We start from the raw sequence: 14636 nt of genomic DNA on the forward strand, positions 1-14636 counted from the left end.
GAGGATGAGGGCGGAGATTATGGCGGATCTCTTTGGTGGGTCTCCCTCAGAGGAGCCAGAGGCGGGAGCGGCATTGCCACGCCGTGGGGCTGCTATACGGCATAAGGCGGGGACACAGCCTTTAGCAGACCGATTGCGCCCGCAACATCTAGGGGATGTTCGCGGTCAAGAGCATCTCCTAGGGCCGGAAGGCACGCTGACACGGATGTTAGAGAGCGGCCATCTCTCAAGCTTAATCCTCTGGGGTGGGCCGGGCTGTGGTAAGACGACCATTGCTCAGCTTCTCGCTGCTCAAGCTGGGTTGTTTTATACGAAAATCTCAGCCGTCTTTTCAGGCGTGGCAGATTTAAAAAAGGCGTTTGAGGAAGCACGGCGCAAAGCAGAGGCTACCGGGCGAGGGACGCTATTATTTGTTGATGAGATTCACCGTTTTAATCGGGCGCAGCAAGATGGCTTCCTCCCCTATGTGGAGCGCGGCACGGTCGTATTGGTGGGAGCGACAACGGAGAACCCCTCCTTTGCGCTGAACTCCGCTCTTTTATCGCGTTGTCAGGTCTTGGTGTTGCATCGTCTTGATGATGAGGCGTTGGAGCAATTATTGTGCCGTGCCGAGGGGGAGATAGGCCGCACCCTCCCGCTCACCAAGGAAGGACGGGCCTCACTAAGGGCAATGGCGGATGGGGATGGGCGTTATCTGCTTAATATGGTGGAGCAGCTTTTATCGCTTACAAAAGCAGATACGCAGCCACTTACCCCGGAGGCTTTAGCGCGCTCCTTAGCCCGCCGTCCTGTTTTGTATGATAAAGATAGGGATGAGCATTATAATCTTATCTCTGCGTTGCATAAATCATTGCGTGGTAGTGATCCTGACGCGGCCCTTTATTGGTTTGCCCGTATGTTAGAAGGGGGGGAGGACCCGCGCTATATTGCCCGCCGTCTTGTGCGTTTTGCGAGTGAGGATATTGGCGAGGCTGACCCAACCTCTCTGCCGCTCGCGCAAGCTGGGGCGACAGCTTATGAGCGTCTTGGCTCGCCAGAGGGGGAGGTCGCATTAGCGCAGGTTGTGGTACATCTTGCTGTGGCGTCTAAGTCGAATGCTGTTTACAAAGCGTATAATCAAGCACGGGCTTTAGCCAAACAGACAGGGAGCCTCATGCCGCCTGCACATATTCGTAACGCCCCAACAGCGTTGATGAAGGAGCTAGGCTATAATAAAGGTTATGAGTATGACCATGATTATGAAGATGGTGTCTCTGGCCAAAATTACTTTCCAGAAGGGATGGAGCGCGTGACACTTTATGAGCCTGTTGATCGTGGTTTTGAAAAAAGAATCCGCGAGCGTCTGGACATGTTAACGCAGAAACGGGCATCTCGCCAATCATGAGTGTTCAGAATCGTATTGTCAGTGAGGATGAGGCCGATTTACGCCTTGATCGCTGGTTCCGCCGTCATTATCCCAATTTGACCCAAGGTGGGTTGCAGAAATTATGCCGTAAAGGGCAGGTGCGGGTTGATGGTGGGCGTGTACAACCTAATAAACGGCTTTACCCCGGCCAGAGCATCCGCATCCCGCCTCTGCCAGACCAAAGCCGCCCAGCCCCGCCGCCACCGCCTAACCCAGAGCTTATCCAACAAATGCGGGATATGATTCTGTATGAGGATGAGCAGCTCATTGTGTTGAACAAATCCTCTGGTCTGGCAACACAAGGCGGTCCCGGCATTACCGTGCATGTGGATATGATGTTGGAGGGGTTGCGCCCTGAAGGGGGCGAGAAGCCCCGGCTTGTTCACCGTATCGACCGGGATACATCAGGGTTGCTCCTTGTGGCGCGGACGCCCGGCGTTGCGGCGAAGTTGGCGGCGGCTTTTCGTAGTCGTGAGGTGAGCAAGACCTATTGGGCGGTTGTGGTGGGGCGTCCCACACCGCCAGAGGGCGTTATTGATCAGCCTCTGGCCAAAGTAGGGGCTGGTGGGGCCTCGCTCATCGTGCCAGTAGAGCGCGGCGATGAGGATGCGATGAGTGCTAAAAGTGCTTATGAGACGCTTGATGCCACGGGTAAGCGGTTTAGCTGGCTGGCCCTTTCACCATGGACGGGGCGGACGCATCAATTACGCGTCCATACAGAGAGCTTAGGCACACCTATTTTGGGGGACCCGCGCTATGGCGGGGCTGCAGCGCATGTGGAGGGCTTCCCCGACCGGTTACATCTTCATGCGCGTATGCTGGCCTTCCCCCACCCAGCAGGGGGGCGGTTGGAGGTTACGGCTCCTTTGCCGCCGCATATGCAAGAGACGTTTCAGATGTTGGGGTTTATCGCAGGTGATACCCCTAAGCCCCGCCGTAGCCGTTAAGATGGTGGGGCGTTGGTTTTACCCAAGCCCGATGTGAAAGAAGGAAAGGGAAGAGGCTGATGAAAAAACTAGCAGCCAGTCTGATAGGGTTGGTGGTCGTGCTGACAGGCATCAGCCTTGCCCCACAGTTTTTGATAGACCAAAACCATTTGCGTGAGCGGGTGACGGCGGTGTTCCAAGCCCAAACAGGCTTAGAGCTTAAAATGGGAGAGACGTCTTTTCAGCTCTTACCATGGCCGTCTTTCCAAGCAACGAATGTGATGTTAACGCGCCCGGGCTGCTCGCCCTTTGTTGTGGCGCGGTCTGTCCATGCGGATATGTCTTTATTTGCTTTATTAAACCGTGAAGTGTCTTTTCAAGATTTCACAGTGGATGGAGCTGGCGTTATTGTGCATCGGGCGCGTGAGGGACAATGCTCCACATGGTTGCCTGTGTTGACCCAATCACAAGGCGAGGCAGCGTCTCCTCCCATCGCTGTGGCAGGGCGGGTCCATCCGCGTTGGAAGGTAAGCTTTGGGGCTTTGCATTTAAAGAATGCTACGCTCTCATGGCAAGATGATGTACCAGCAGGTGAGGTGCCCTTTACGGGGCGTATTCAGATAACCCGTTTAGAGCTAGATGGCATGCGTAGTGCCAGCCCGTGGGTGGATATGAGCGGGCAATCTGAACATACAGTTTTTACCGCACGCGGGCGTATAGGGCCGTTAGCGCGTTTACTCTCTGCCAAAGCAGAGCAAAAGGGGCCGTGGCCTTTCAGCCTTGGTATGACGTTAGGGAGTGGTCCCCAGCAGGATCACGCTACTTTAGATGGCGCGATGAGCGATGCGCATCGTTTGCAGGGTTTAGCCTTTACGTTGGAGGGGCATTGGGCCTCTCTCAAAGGATTGCATCGCTTCTTCCCTCAGTTTCTTCCTGTAGAGATAGAGCAGCTTGATGGCACGCTGCGCCTTCATGCAGTTGATGTTCCGCATAAGGTTGATGCTGGGCTTGATAAAGGGGCTGATGTCGCGCTGACAGATGCTCTATTGCATGTACCAGAGCGTTTGCGCCCTGATGTGATTCATCTCCATTTAGGGCATGTACTAGCTCCAACGGGGCTTCAGCTACGGGATGTGCAGCTGGATGCTGATAATGGGCAGGCTCCGCTTATTGTGCAGAGCAAGGCCATATGGGGGCGTTATGCGTGGCGTCTTAATGGAGAGGTGCAGAGCTTACAACAGGCCGTTGCTGCGGGTTTGCCAGATGAATCCGCCCCCGTAATGGTGAAGATGGAGGTCCAAGGTCAGGATAAAACCTTGGCGAGCTTGTTTAACCAAAACGAGGCAGAAAAGAGCGATGCGGCGCAAGAGCATGTTTCGTTCGCGTTGCAAGGCCAGATGGGGCGGAAGGGCAGCATGCTGGATGTCTCTGGCCAAGCGGGCCTTTTGCAGTTGCCTGATTGGGGAGTGTTCTCCGGCCTTTTGCTGCATGATATGCATCTGAAAGGGCAGCTTGCTCTTGGGGCGATAGGGGAGGCGGGCTTGCCTGCCGTTACAGCGCGCGATGTCGTGTTGGAGAGTCAAGAGATTGGTGGAACAGCTACGATGACGCTTCCCGCGCCTTTAGGGGCTGCTGGGTTGACGGGGCAGATACATCTTACCCATTTGGATGGGACGCGTTTCCATTATGCGCCGGTTATGGAGTTTGCAGGTTCCGCAGCGGAACCTTCTGTGCCGACTTTATCACTTGGTGCTGCGCTAAAAACAGTGGAGCCGCCAGCTGCTGCACCTTCGACTGAATCGCGCTCAGCAGGGGATCGGTATGTGGGGGCGCAATATGCTGGCTCTCATGATAGGGAGGTCGAGGCTAATCCACCGGGTGATAATGCGTTGGGGGCTGCATTTACTAACGTACCCGGCCATGATGGCCCTCTGGCTCGCTGGTTAGGGGCTATGGCGGTCCAGCCTGTAGATGTGGATTTTACAGCCGATCATCTCCAAACTGAGGCGATAGAGTATCAGGGTTTGCATCTCCATCTTTTAGGGCATGAGGGGCATGTTGTTCTTTCCGTCTTAGGAGGTGCAGTGCAGACAGTGCCGTTATCGGGTGAGATTGTGTTGGATGGTTCTGCCGCACCTTTGCGGATGGGTATGAAAGCAGACCCGCTCATTTTGCCCGCACGTTGGGTGCAGTTGGCGTTAAACCAGCCTGTCACGGTGGAGGGGCCAATTCAACTTGTGGGGGCTTTAGGGACGGAAGGCGCGCATCCATCTGACCTTTTGCAAGCGATTGAGGGGCAGATGGGTCTCTCAGTTGTGGATGGACGTATTTATAGAGAGGTTTTGGCCCCCTTAGCAGGCCCTGCGGCACGGTTGCTCAAGTTGGGTGATGGCACTATGGGCCTGCGCTGTGCTGCGGGCGTGGTGCAGTTTGACCATGGGCAGGCTCATTTTGGGGATATGGCTTTGGAGGTCAAACATCTTTCGGTCCTTGGGCAGGGCAGTATGGCCTTGGCAGACCAAAGCTATACGCTTCAGCTTATGCCCCATGTTAGTGTGATTGGGGCGGATTTCTCCACACCATTGCTGCTGGAGGGTAAAGGGGGAAGCGTTCATATCGGTACAGCAGGGAAAGATGGCGTCCCCGCTTTGCCCCCGCTTGATACAGCAAAATTTGGTGATGATGCTTGCGCCTATGCTGTGCAACAAGCACGCGCAGGGCGGCAAGGTTTGCCCCTACCTGAGCGGGAGCAAGACCATGGCGGTGGTGCAGGGGGTATCCTGCGTGCGCTTGGCCTTGGTGGGCATTAAAGAGAAGGGGGTAGAGCGTGGTACAAGCGCGTAAACGCTTTTGGAAGCATGTAACCGTTGGGCCGGTCGGAGATGATGGGCAACAAGGCGTGTTGCTAGATGGCCGGCCCGTGCGCTTACCTGCGGGAGCTGTGTTGGCGGTATCGTCACCCGCCCTGGCTCATGCTCTGGGGGAGGAGTGGCAGCAGATTGCTAAAGGGGCGCATTTCACCCCTGATGATTTGGTGCTGACGCGTATTACCGGGAGTTATATTGAGCGTATTTTGCCCGACCGTACCGCGACAGAGGCCGTTCTCTATGGCTATGGGATTGATGATAATCTCTGTTACCAAAGCGAGGCACAGGATGGGGCTTTAGTTAGCCGCATCCTTACGTGGGCAGCGGAGCAAGGGTTACATCCTGACATGACTGAGGCGGTGATGCCGCTAGAGCAGCCAGAATCCTACAAAGAGGCAGTAAAAGCCACGCTGGCGAAGATGGACCCTGCCTTATTGGCCACGTTAGGGGTTATGGTCCCTATTATGGGCAGTTTGCTGCTGCCTCTCGCCCTTGTGCGGGGGATCGTGTCTTTTGATGACGCTGTGCATCTTGCCCATGCAGATGAACATCAGCAGCTTACAAAATGGGGCCATGACAAAGAGCTGGCCCGCCAATTAGAGCGCAAAAACGCGGATATTGCGGATGCGCTCCGTTTCTATAACCTCATGCAGGGCTAGAATAGCGGGGGTATTACACCCCGCTATCGGGCACCATGACGCTGACGGCGGCTGTAGCGGCGATGCCTTCTTCACGCCCGGTGAAGCCGAGACGCTCGGACGTTGTGGCTTTGACGGAGATGCGGCTGGGATGGACCTTGAGCAACTCGGCCAAACGAGCGCACATGGCCTGAGCATGAGGGCCGATTTTGGGGCGTTCGCAGATGATGGTGAGGTCAGCATTCACCAATATCCCCCCCTTGGAGCGAATTAACTCCCCGGCATGGATCAGGAAACGAGCGGAATCCATATCGCGCCATTTCTCATCTGTGGGGGGGAAATGCCGGCCAATATCACCCTCATTAAGGGCACCGTAAATCGCATCGCAAAGTGTATGGATTCCCACATCGGCATCAGAGTGACCGGCAAGGCCCTTCTCATGAGGAATCTCAATACCGCATAGGATGAGCTTACGCCCCTCAGCAAAAGCATGGACATCATAACCCAGCCCAACACGCGGTAGGAGCGGTGGGGTAGGCTGGTTTTCTTGGCTTTGCATGGCACGTTCAAGCCGCATAAGGTCCTCCGTAACGGTCAGTTTAATATTATCTTCGGCCCCCATAACGATAGCCACAGGGTGGCCTGCTGCCTCTAAAAGTCCGGCATCATCGGTTAAGGCTGTACGGTGGCGGGTATGGAGGGCGTACAATAAAGGAAAGGAGAAGCCCTGCGGGGTTTGCGCACGCCATAGCCCATCACGCGGGACGGTATCGGTGATGATGCCGTCTTTGACCTTCTTTAACGTATCGCTGACAGGCAGGGCAGGGATAACGCCTTCATGATGCTTTAACGCCTCTAAAACACGGGTAATGAGGGCCGCTGGCACATAAGGGCGCGCACCATCATGAACAAGCACAATATCAGGGGGCGTGGGCAAAGCAGCCAGAGCCTCCAACCCAGCGCGCACACTATCATGACGTTCGGCTCCGCCGGGGACGGGGGAAAGAACATCCAGCCCTGCTAGAGCTTGCGGGAGGAGAGGGTCACTGCCTACAGGTTGGAGATAATCAACATGCGGTAAAAGGGCGAGGGCCGCATGACGAATAACAGGCTGTCCCGCAAGGAGATGGAATTGCTTGCTGATGGCTGCTTGTTCTTCTGTCGCACCAGCGGAGAATCGCCGCCCACGCCCTGCGGCAAGGAGGAGGGCCGCAACGCGCTTGCGTTTGATGGGAGAGGGAGTGGCGTCCAAGGAGGCGTCCTTCGCAAAACCGGGAGGTTAGTGGGTCATGCCGATATGATGGGGGCTGTCTAGGCTAAAAGCTGGCACGGTGACATCAAAGCGATGGCCGCTTGTAGGGGCTATCATGTGATAGATGCCCTCCATAAAACCGCTAGGGGTTTTAAGCTCCGCCCCGGATGTATATTGGTAGCTGTTTTTGGCAGCGATGATGGGTTGCTCCCCCACAACGCCCTCGCCATGCACTTGTTCTTGGCTGCCGCGCTCATCGGTGATGGTCCAGCTGCGGGAGAGAAGTTGGATGCTCTCTTGGCCGTTATTTTCTATCAAAACATGATAGAGCCACACATAGCGATGCTCATCAGGGTCGGAATGTTCATCGACCCAAAAGGGACGAACATTCACCGTGACATCGCCTGTACGGGCAGTAAAAGCGGGGAGGGAGGTTATAGGCTCTAGCTCAACAGTGTCTGTATCAGCCAAAGAAGCGTCCGTGGGAGAAGATGTATCAGACATAGGCTCTTACTAGACTCATTAAAACAGTTTGTCACGGCTATGAGGGCCGCATCTTATAGAAAGGCCGCCCATCATGGGGGAATGATGGACGGCCTAGGGGGTGTGTGGACACACCTCCTTATAGCACAAGAAGGGGGGTTAGCGTCCAGCCCTTAAAGCAGCTTCTGCCCCACGGCGAATATCTGCGATGAGGTCCTCTGCATCCTCTAAACCAACAGAGAAGCGGATAGAACCATCGGTAATGCCAAGGGCATTGCGTTGCTCTTGCGTCAGCTTGCGGTGTGTTGTGGTGGCAGGATGTGTAGCAAGGCTGCGTGCATCACCAAGATTGTTAGAAATAGCAATGAGTTGAAAGGCATTGAGGCACGCAAAAGCCCCTTTCTTGCCATTTGCAACGGTAAAGGCAATCAGTGTGCCACCATTGCTCATTTGTGTGTGTGCAAGCTTTGCTTGGGGATGGTCCTTCCGTCCCGGATAGCGCACAGCGGTAATACCGGGAAGGTCGCCTAGCACATCAGCAATACGGGCAGCATTGCGGGCCATAGCCTCAACGCGGAGTTGTAAGGTCTCTAGCCCCTTAGAGAGAACCCACGCATTGAAGGGAGAGAGCGTGTTACCTGTATTGCGAACAAAGGGTTGCAGCGTCTCGGTAATCCATTTTTGGCTCCCTAGAATCGCCCCGCCCATCACACGGCCTTGCCCATCAATATGTTTGGTGCAGGAATAGATAACGACATCGGCCCCAAGCTCTAACGGTTTTTGGCCGACAGGGGTGGCAAAGACATTATCGACCATAAAGAGCGCACCCGCTTTATGAGCAAGCGTGGCAATATGGCGAATATCCAGCACATCCAGCATAGGGTTGGAGGGGGTCTCAATCAGCACAGCCTTGGCAGGGCGGGAGAGGGCTTCCTCCCACGCTGCGGGGTTGGTGCCGTCAATCATGACGGTCTCAATCCCATAAGAGGGGAGCAAGCTGTCGAGCAGCCAATGGGTGGAGCCAAAGAGCGCGCTGGAAGCAACAATACGGTCCCCCGCTTTAAGATGGGCGAGCAACGCGCAGGAGACAGCCCCCATGCCGGTGGACGTCGTTTGGCAGGCCTCGGCTCCTTCTAGCAGGGCGAGACGGTCTTGCAGGGCATCGACCGTGGGATTGCCATAGCGGGAATATTGAAGATGTTGAATCGTGCCTTCAAAAGTAGCCTCGGCTTGCTCGGCACTATCATACACAAAGCCGGATGTGGGGAAGATGGCATCGGATGTCTCCCCATGTTCGGTACGATGGCGCGCGTCATGCAGCAGGCGAGTACCTGTGCGACAGGAGGCGAGGAAGGTAGGGTCGGTAGAGGGCATGGGTTCCTCCAGCTGAAGAGGCAGTCGCATCCTAACGAGCCGCCTTATTAAGATGGAGGCCGTTGGAAGTCCTGATTCTGCGGGGGAGAAACAGGGCCTCTTTAGCGCATATTGTTTAACCTCGCCGCAAGCCGGCCTGTCAAATCGCGAGGGTAATGGCACTAGCCATTACATGCTGACTATGCGCTTGGGGTGCGGGGGCGTCAAGCATAACTATTACGAAAAAATATAATGCAGGGGATTGCACAGTTTTGTCCTCCCCAGTATAAGGAGCCTCGTTGAGCGGATGTAGTTCAATGGTAGAACGGCAGCTTCCCAAGCTGCATACGGGGGTTCGATTCCCCTCATCCGCTCCAAGATTTCCTTAAAAGTTGGATGAGATGCGTTGCCCGTTAGGTAGAGCCTTACGGGCTGTTGAGCGTGTCTTGATAATGTTGGCCATCAAAGACCCACCGGTCATTCCCATTGATGAGCAAATCCGCCATGCCATTATGATAACGCCGTGTGATGCGAATGGTGCCATTCACGCTATCGAGCAAGGTCTCCCAGTCATTTCCAGCTTTACGGTAGATGGAGGTTGTGCATCCAGCCGAGCCGCATAGCCGGTAGGATTGAAGTTGCACAAAGAGAATCGTCTCTTTTTGGCGTGGGGAGAGTCGAGCTGTCCCTGTAAGGATGATGGGCTGGTCATGATGACGGGCGGCATCATCTAGTAAATCGGCATTAAGAGCGCGTGCTTGCTTGTCGAGCTCTGTACCGGGGTGGGCGGTGAGTTCTACCGGGGTTGTGCTAGGGGCGCGATACGCATGAGGGGCCGTTTTAGCCATGGCAGGGAGCAGAGATGTGAGTGTGCTTATGGCGGTGAGGGCCACAACAAGATTAAAGCGACGGAGAGAGCGGTGGTGTAAGCCTATCATAATCATGCTCCTGTAGTGGCTAAGGCAGGGCGAGAGGGGGGTATATAGGGTGATTATTCGTAACGCAATGTGACGACAAGGACATCACGATAAGCTGGTTTTGTCGGGTCTTCCGGCTCTACAGGGGTAACGCCATGATAAACGCGATGGTCATTGACGATAGCGGTATCGAGCGGGTCTTTCAAAGTAAAAGAGCCGAGCTGTGTTTCTTTATCTAGGGCATGGATGCTCGTAACGCCCTCGCGAATATTGATACGGTTGATCATAAACACAAAGACCCAATCTACACCATCGCGATGCATACCCTCTGGTGTTGGTCGGCCCGCTGCATCGGTGGCGGCTTCGATGCGGAATTGATGAACCTCCACATGCCATGAGGCTGGGCGTGCATGATCTTGGGTCAGCTGATTCGCCACTACTGCACTCGCTTTTAGAATAGCTTGCAGGGCAGGATGGGCACAAATGGCCTCCTCAATAGGGTTGAACCATCGTTCTACCCCGCCATTGAGGAGGTTATAATCACGGCTCTGATAATGGGGTTGATGCTCCTTGCGCGTTATCTGTCCTTTATTGATGGAAAAGGTTCCGTAGCGGCGGCGGCGATAACGCCCATTATCGGCCATGTAGCGGTCCATCCCTAGATGGTTCCAGCTTGTGGCGAAGCTTTCCCAGTCTCGCAGACCATAGGGCTGTAGCCATGCTTTGGCATCCGCCGCAGGAAGATGTAGGAAGCCCTGCTGATGGAGCTGCTTTTGCGTGGCGTGGCGTAGGGTGGATGTCATGGCAAGCGAATCTCTCTCCAACACGGATATGGAGTGTGTGTCGAGGAGTATAGACGGACTATAAGGGCTTGTCTGTATCAGGTGGTGCAATTCCCCCTTTCGCCTCACAGTAAGGCAAGAGGGGAGAGAGCATTGGAGCGGCGTTAGTGGCCTTTTGTTTCGTCCTCTTTGCCGTTGAGGTCTGGATTATTGGGGCGGAGATGCTCTTTAACCGTCAAAGCAAGGGTGCGGACAAGACCACTTAGGCTCATCTGATGTTGACGGAAAAGCCCTTCATGAATGAAACGCGCCAGTTTGGCCCCTAGGCCATGGCCACCAAACTCCTTTTTGGAGGGCCACATGCCCCACGCATTATATTGGCCTAAAGCGACTACAGCCCCGCGATCTGTATAGACAAAGGGTGTAGGGGCCTTCCCCGCGATTTGCCGGGGGATAGCAATACGGCCAACATAGCGTCCTTCTTGGCGGGCGGCTTGTGCGGTTGGGGCAACGGGGTTGACCTCCATGCGGGCGCAATCCCCAATAGCGAAAATAGCAGGGTCTTTCGTAGTTTGGAGCGTTGCTGTGACCATGATTTGGCCACTGCGGCTTAGCTCTAGGTCTTTGAGCAAGGATGTCGCTGCGCAGGCTTTAACCCCGGCGGCCCAAATGGGGAAGTTGGAGTCGATTCGCCGCCCATCTTTGAGGGCGATGTAACCGCAACCAACCTCGCTGACCATGCCCTTTGTGATGACCTCAAAGCCTAATGCTTCAAGCTGAGCTTGGGCTTCCTCAGAGACTTTAGGCGGGAAAGCTGCGAGTAGGCGGTCGCTTGCCTCAACCAAAGTAGGTTTGAGCAATCTACGCCGGGTCTCTGGGCCGAGGCCGGGTGTGTTATCAATAGCTTGGCAGAGTTCTGCGGCAAGTTGCACGCCTGTTGCCCCCCCGCCTACAATACCTAAATGCACAGGCTCGTTGGTAAGCTGAGCACGCTCTATGAGAGAGCGGAAACGGTCATGAATAATAGTCGCATCAGCAAGGGAGTTGAGGAACAAGCAATTCTCTTTGGCACCGGGTGTCCCAAAGTCATTAGCGCAAGAGCCAAGGGCGACCACCAGCGTATCGTAAGAGAGGGTTTGACCATTCTCTAAGGTCATGGTCCGGTTAGGGCGGTCGATTGTCTCTAACGTGCTTTGGATGAAGCTAAAGCCAAAGCGTTTCGCAAGCTCATTAAAGGCAAATAAATTGCCTTTCTCGCTGATTGTACCGGATGCGAACTCGTGTAGAGAGGGCTTCCAAAAATGGACGTTGTTTTTATCAATCAGGGTGATTGTAACATGGGGGTTATGGCTTAGCTGCGTTGCGGCTTCTAGCCCGCCAACACCACCTCCAAGAATGACGATATGTTTCTTCGCGGCCATGAACCGTTCCCTCGTTTTTGATGCTCTGAGCGCAATTAGGACATGCGCGGTAGTAAAACGTGTTTTAGTAGCCTTCTCATGCAGGAGATACAAGCCCCGATAGAAGAAGACTGCATGTTTTTAAGGAGGTGTTAAGGTTATAGGGAGGTATGGCTCGCCTAACTGCGATACGAGCCATTTATATCAATATAGCCGTGGGTTAGGTCGCACGTCCAAATGCTCGCAGAGCCTGCACCCAGCCCCATATCCACCGTGATGGTGATTTCCTGTTGGCGCATATAGGCCTCTAGGGCTGCGACATCATGCTCTTTAACACCGCCCTTATTGGCAACCCAGTGGTCCCCAAGGGCGATGGAAAGTTTATCGCGGTCTGCTGGCTGACCACTTTTACCAACCGCCATGACGATGCGTCCCCAATTGGCATCTTCACCAGCAATGGCCGTTTTCACCAAGGGGGAGTTAGCAATGGCTAAAGCGATTTTGCGGGCAGATTCATCACTTTCGGCTTCTTGGACATCAACCCGGATGAGCTTTGTCGCCCCTTCGCCATCACGCACCACTAGCAAAGCAAGCTCGTGTAATAGCTCCTTTAATGCCGTGCGGAAGGCAGAGAGTGCGTTATCCTCAAGGGAGGTGATTTCGGCATGTTTGGCCTGCCCTGTGGCAAAGAGCATGACCATATCTGATGTGGATGTATCGGAATCCACAGTGATGGAATTAAAGCTCGGCCCCACAGCTTCTTCCAATAGGGCTTGTAATATAGGCTGGGGAAGAGCGGCATCGGTGACGACATAGGCGAGCATAGTCGCCATATCCGGCGCAATCATGCCAGAGCCTTTGGCGATGCCTTGGAGGCAGACCGTCACATCCCCAATAGCGACCTCACGGCGTGCCGCCTTGGGGAAGGTGTCTGTCGTCATAATAGCGCGTGCAGCGTCTTCCCACCGGTCCTCATGGAGGCCCTCAATGGCGGCGGGGAGGGCTGCGATAATTTTTTTATAAGGGAGGGTCTCCCCAATTACGCCTGTGGAGGCAAGAAATACGTCTTCCACAGGGCAATCTAGTAGATGAGCGACCTCACCTGCACATGCTACCACAGCCTCCTCACCAGCACGGCCAGTAAAGACGTTGGCATTGCCAGAATTAACCAGCAAAGCCCGTGCGTGGGGCGTATGAGCCAGCGCACCCCGGCACCAAGGGATAGGGGCACCGGGGCAGAGATTACGGGTAAACACCCCGGCTGCTGTCGTACCCGGAGCAAACTCAACCAACATAAGGTCCGTTCGCCCTTTATAGCGTATATTGGCTTCCACGCCGCTGAGGCGTACCCCCGCAATGGAGGTTAGCTTTGGGAGGGAAAGAGCCAAGGGGGAGCGCGGGTACGACTGTGCCATAGCTTAGTGTGCCGTGTTAGCTGGGGCTGCGGCGGGAGCCGGAGCGGGGGTGGAGGCAGGAGCGGCAGCCGGAGCGGCTGGGCTGTTGGTGATGGGCTGGCCTTTCGCATCGTAATGAACGATTCGAGCCTGCTTCTCAGCGTCTTCCACAACCTTATGCACTTCCTGACGAATCAGGTCGCGGCGGATTTGGTCGCGGACTTGCTCAAAGCTCGGCACAGGGGCTGTGCGTGTCCCTAGAACCTGAATAACATGCCAGCCATATTGAGTATGAATCGGTTTTTGTGTGATGGTGCCGGACTTCATGGAGAAAGCAGCATTGGAGAAGTCAGGGATCATGTCCCCGCGTTTAAACCAACCAAGGTCGCCCCCATTTGTGCCACCAGAGGCTTTATCGGTGGAGAGGCGGCTGGCCAGCTTGGCAAAGTCAGCCCCTTTATTGAGTTGGCGAATGACATCCTGCGCTTTAGCGTCACTATCAACAAGGATGTGACGGGCATGGACCTCTTCTTCAGGCTTTTTGGAGGCATAATGGGTCTGATAATAGTCCTTTAGGGCTTCATCAGTTAATTTAGGGGCGACTTTCTCTTCCAGATACGCATTTTGGAGGGCGGTGCTAGCGGCAGCATCCATGGCAGCTTTAACGGCAGGCTTGTTCTGTAACCCGTCTTTCTCAGCTTGTAGCTGGATAGCTTTCTGGTCCACGAGCTGATTGATAATCAGCGGGATGATAACGCTGGGTTGAAGCTGGCGTGCTTCTGGCGGTAAGGTCAACGCAGCGTGCTGGACATCGCCAAGGGTAATCTTTTGGTCATTGACGGTAGCAAGAACCAAGTTAGGGTCCGCCGCTGGGGCTGCGGGAGCTGCTGCATTGGCAGAAGGAGCCGCAGCTGGTGTTGCAGGCTTGGTATCGGCAGCCATAGCGTGCGTTGCCAGAGAAGAAATACCCCCCATAAGGGCTGTGCAGAGCAGGAGAGAGCGGGAAAGCCGCATGAAAAACCTCGTTATCTTGGTTCACTAAAAGTCAGCTTTATTACCATGACAAAGCCCGTTACGCCCTGCAAGGGGATGAGAGCGGAAAAACCAAAGTATTTCCTATATTTTATGTCATGTTATGGGCGGGGTGGCGAGCTATCTGCTTCTTTTTATTATGTGTATGGCGTTGTTGGGCAGGGGGTGGCGTGTAGGGATATAAGGG

The 14636-nt window shown here is 54.8% G+C and carries 12 protein-coding genes, 1 tRNA gene and 1 riboswitch; of the genes, 5 read left to right on the forward strand and 8 right to left on the reverse strand.

Features of this window, described 5'->3' with window-relative positions; genetic code table 11:
- The first annotated feature begins 19 nt into the window (after positions 1 to 19).
- Genes GM557_RS02545 through GM557_RS02560 form a run of 4 tightly spaced genes read left to right on the forward strand, consistent with a single transcriptional unit; the run spans position 20 to position 5857 of the window.
- Positions 20 to 1384: a replication-associated recombination protein A gene (locus GM557_RS02545; RefSeq protein ID WP_370513413.1), complete on the forward strand. Its 1365-nt coding sequence runs from the start codon at positions 20 to 22 to the stop codon at positions 1382 to 1384.
- Entirely contained in the window at positions 1381 to 2352 is a 972-nt protein-coding gene (locus GM557_RS02550; protein ID WP_155572832.1) for an RluA family pseudouridine synthase, read from the forward strand. Before GM557_RS02545 ends, GM557_RS02550 begins: the two co-directional genes overlap by 4 nt.
- A gap of 59 nt (positions 2353 to 2411) precedes the next feature.
- Positions 2412 to 5141, forward strand: coding sequence for an AsmA family protein (locus GM557_RS02555; protein ID WP_155572833.1), 2730 nt, complete (start codon positions 2412 to 2414; stop codon positions 5139 to 5141).
- A 17-nt stretch (positions 5142 to 5158) separates the two neighbouring features.
- On the forward strand, positions 5159 to 5857 hold the full coding sequence (locus GM557_RS02560; protein ID WP_155572834.1) for an ATP12 family protein: 699 nt from the start codon (positions 5159 to 5161) through the stop codon (positions 5855 to 5857).
- A 13-nt stretch (positions 5858 to 5870) separates the two neighbouring features.
- On the opposite strand, the gene ispF is transcribed toward GM557_RS02560, so the two are convergent.
- The 3 genes from ispF to metZ form a co-directional block, all read right to left on the reverse strand.
- Positions 5871 to 7088 carry a 2-C-methyl-D-erythritol 2,4-cyclodiphosphate synthase gene (gene ispF, locus GM557_RS02565; RefSeq protein WP_155572835.1) on the reverse strand — a complete coding sequence of 406 codons (1218 nt, stop codon included), beginning with the start codon at positions 7086 to 7088 and terminating at the stop codon, positions 5871 to 5873.
- Positions 7089 to 7115: 27 nt separating this feature from the next.
- Entirely contained in the window at positions 7116 to 7592 is a 477-nt protein-coding gene (gene apaG / locus GM557_RS02570; protein ID WP_155572836.1) for a Co2+/Mg2+ efflux protein ApaG, read from the reverse strand.
- Positions 7593 to 7730: 138 nt separating this feature from the next.
- The gene (metZ, locus tag GM557_RS02575; RefSeq protein ID WP_155573466.1) at positions 7731 to 8945 is read right to left on the reverse strand and encodes an O-succinylhomoserine sulfhydrylase; all 1215 of its coding nucleotides are present in this window, start codon (positions 8943 to 8945) and stop codon (positions 7731 to 7733) included.
- Positions 8946 to 9025: 80 nt separating this feature from the next.
- Positions 9026 to 9106: riboswitch (SAM riboswitch) on the reverse strand.
- Between the two features lie 121 nt (positions 9107 to 9227).
- On the opposite strand from metZ, the gene GM557_RS02580 reads away from it, so the two are divergent.
- A tRNA-Gly gene (locus GM557_RS02580) sits at positions 9228 to 9301 on the forward strand.
- 48 nt (positions 9302 to 9349) lie between these two features.
- Here GM557_RS02580 and GM557_RS02585 read toward each other — a convergent pair.
- From GM557_RS02585 to GM557_RS02605, 5 genes are all read right to left on the reverse strand, one after another.
- Positions 9350 to 9862 (reverse strand): hypothetical protein, encoded by a 513-nt coding sequence (locus GM557_RS02585; protein WP_230880578.1) that lies wholly within the window; start codon positions 9860 to 9862, stop codon positions 9350 to 9352.
- Positions 9863 to 9915: 53 nt separating this feature from the next.
- Entirely contained in the window at positions 9916 to 10644 is a 729-nt protein-coding gene (locus GM557_RS02590) for a 2OG-Fe dioxygenase family protein (protein ID WP_155572837.1), read from the reverse strand.
- A 143-nt stretch (positions 10645 to 10787) separates the two neighbouring features.
- Positions 10788 to 12044 (reverse strand): NAD(P)/FAD-dependent oxidoreductase, encoded by a 1257-nt coding sequence (locus GM557_RS02595; protein WP_155572838.1) that lies wholly within the window; start codon positions 12042 to 12044, stop codon positions 10788 to 10790.
- Between the two features lie 158 nt (positions 12045 to 12202).
- A complete protein-coding gene (gene argJ, locus GM557_RS02600) occupies positions 12203 to 13438 on the reverse strand; it encodes a bifunctional glutamate N-acetyltransferase/amino-acid acetyltransferase ArgJ (RefSeq protein ID WP_155572839.1) in 1236 nt (411 codons plus the stop codon).
- 3 nt (positions 13439 to 13441) lie between these two features.
- The gene (locus tag GM557_RS02605; protein WP_155572840.1) at positions 13442 to 14431 is read right to left on the reverse strand and encodes a peptidylprolyl isomerase; all 990 of its coding nucleotides are present in this window, start codon (positions 14429 to 14431) and stop codon (positions 13442 to 13444) included.
- Positions 14432 to 14636 lie beyond the last annotated feature (205 nt).

Source organism: Bombella sp. ESL0385 (assembly GCF_009725755.1).
Lineage (GTDB): Bacteria > Pseudomonadota > Alphaproteobacteria > Acetobacterales > Acetobacteraceae > Bombella > Bombella pollinis.

Bases quoted from the DNA above. Each gene is read 5' to 3' on its own strand.
- GM557_RS02585 (WP_230880578.1), bottom strand. From the start codon at position 9,862: ATGATAGGCTTACACCACCGCTCTCTCCGTCGCTTTAATCTTGTTGTG.
- GM557_RS02545 (WP_370513413.1), top strand. From the start codon at position 20: ATGGCGGATCTCTTTGGTGGGTCTCCCTCAGAGGAGCCAGAGGCGGGA.
- metZ (WP_155573466.1), bottom strand. From the start codon at position 8,945: ATGCCCTCTACCGACCCTACCTTCCTCGCCTCCTGTCGCACAGGTACT.
- GM557_RS02550 (WP_155572832.1), top strand. From the start codon at position 1,381: ATGAGTGTTCAGAATCGTATTGTCAGTGAGGATGAGGCCGATTTACGC.
- GM557_RS02555 (WP_155572833.1), top strand. From the start codon at position 2,412: ATGAAAAAACTAGCAGCCAGTCTGATAGGGTTGGTGGTCGTGCTGACA.
- argJ (WP_155572839.1), bottom strand. From the start codon at position 13,438: ATGGCACAGTCGTACCCGCGCTCCCCCTTGGCTCTTTCCCTCCCAAAG.
- GM557_RS02590 (WP_155572837.1), bottom strand. From the start codon at position 10,644: ATGACATCCACCCTACGCCACGCCACGCAAAAGCAGCTCCATCAGCAG.
- GM557_RS02605 (WP_155572840.1), bottom strand. From the start codon at position 14,431: ATGCGGCTTTCCCGCTCTCTCCTGCTCTGCACAGCCCTTATGGGGGGT.
- GM557_RS02595 (WP_155572838.1), bottom strand. From the start codon at position 12,044: ATGGCCGCGAAGAAACATATCGTCATTCTTGGAGGTGGTGTTGGCGGG.
- apaG (WP_155572836.1), bottom strand. From the start codon at position 7,592: ATGTCTGATACATCTTCTCCCACGGACGCTTCTTTGGCTGATACAGAC.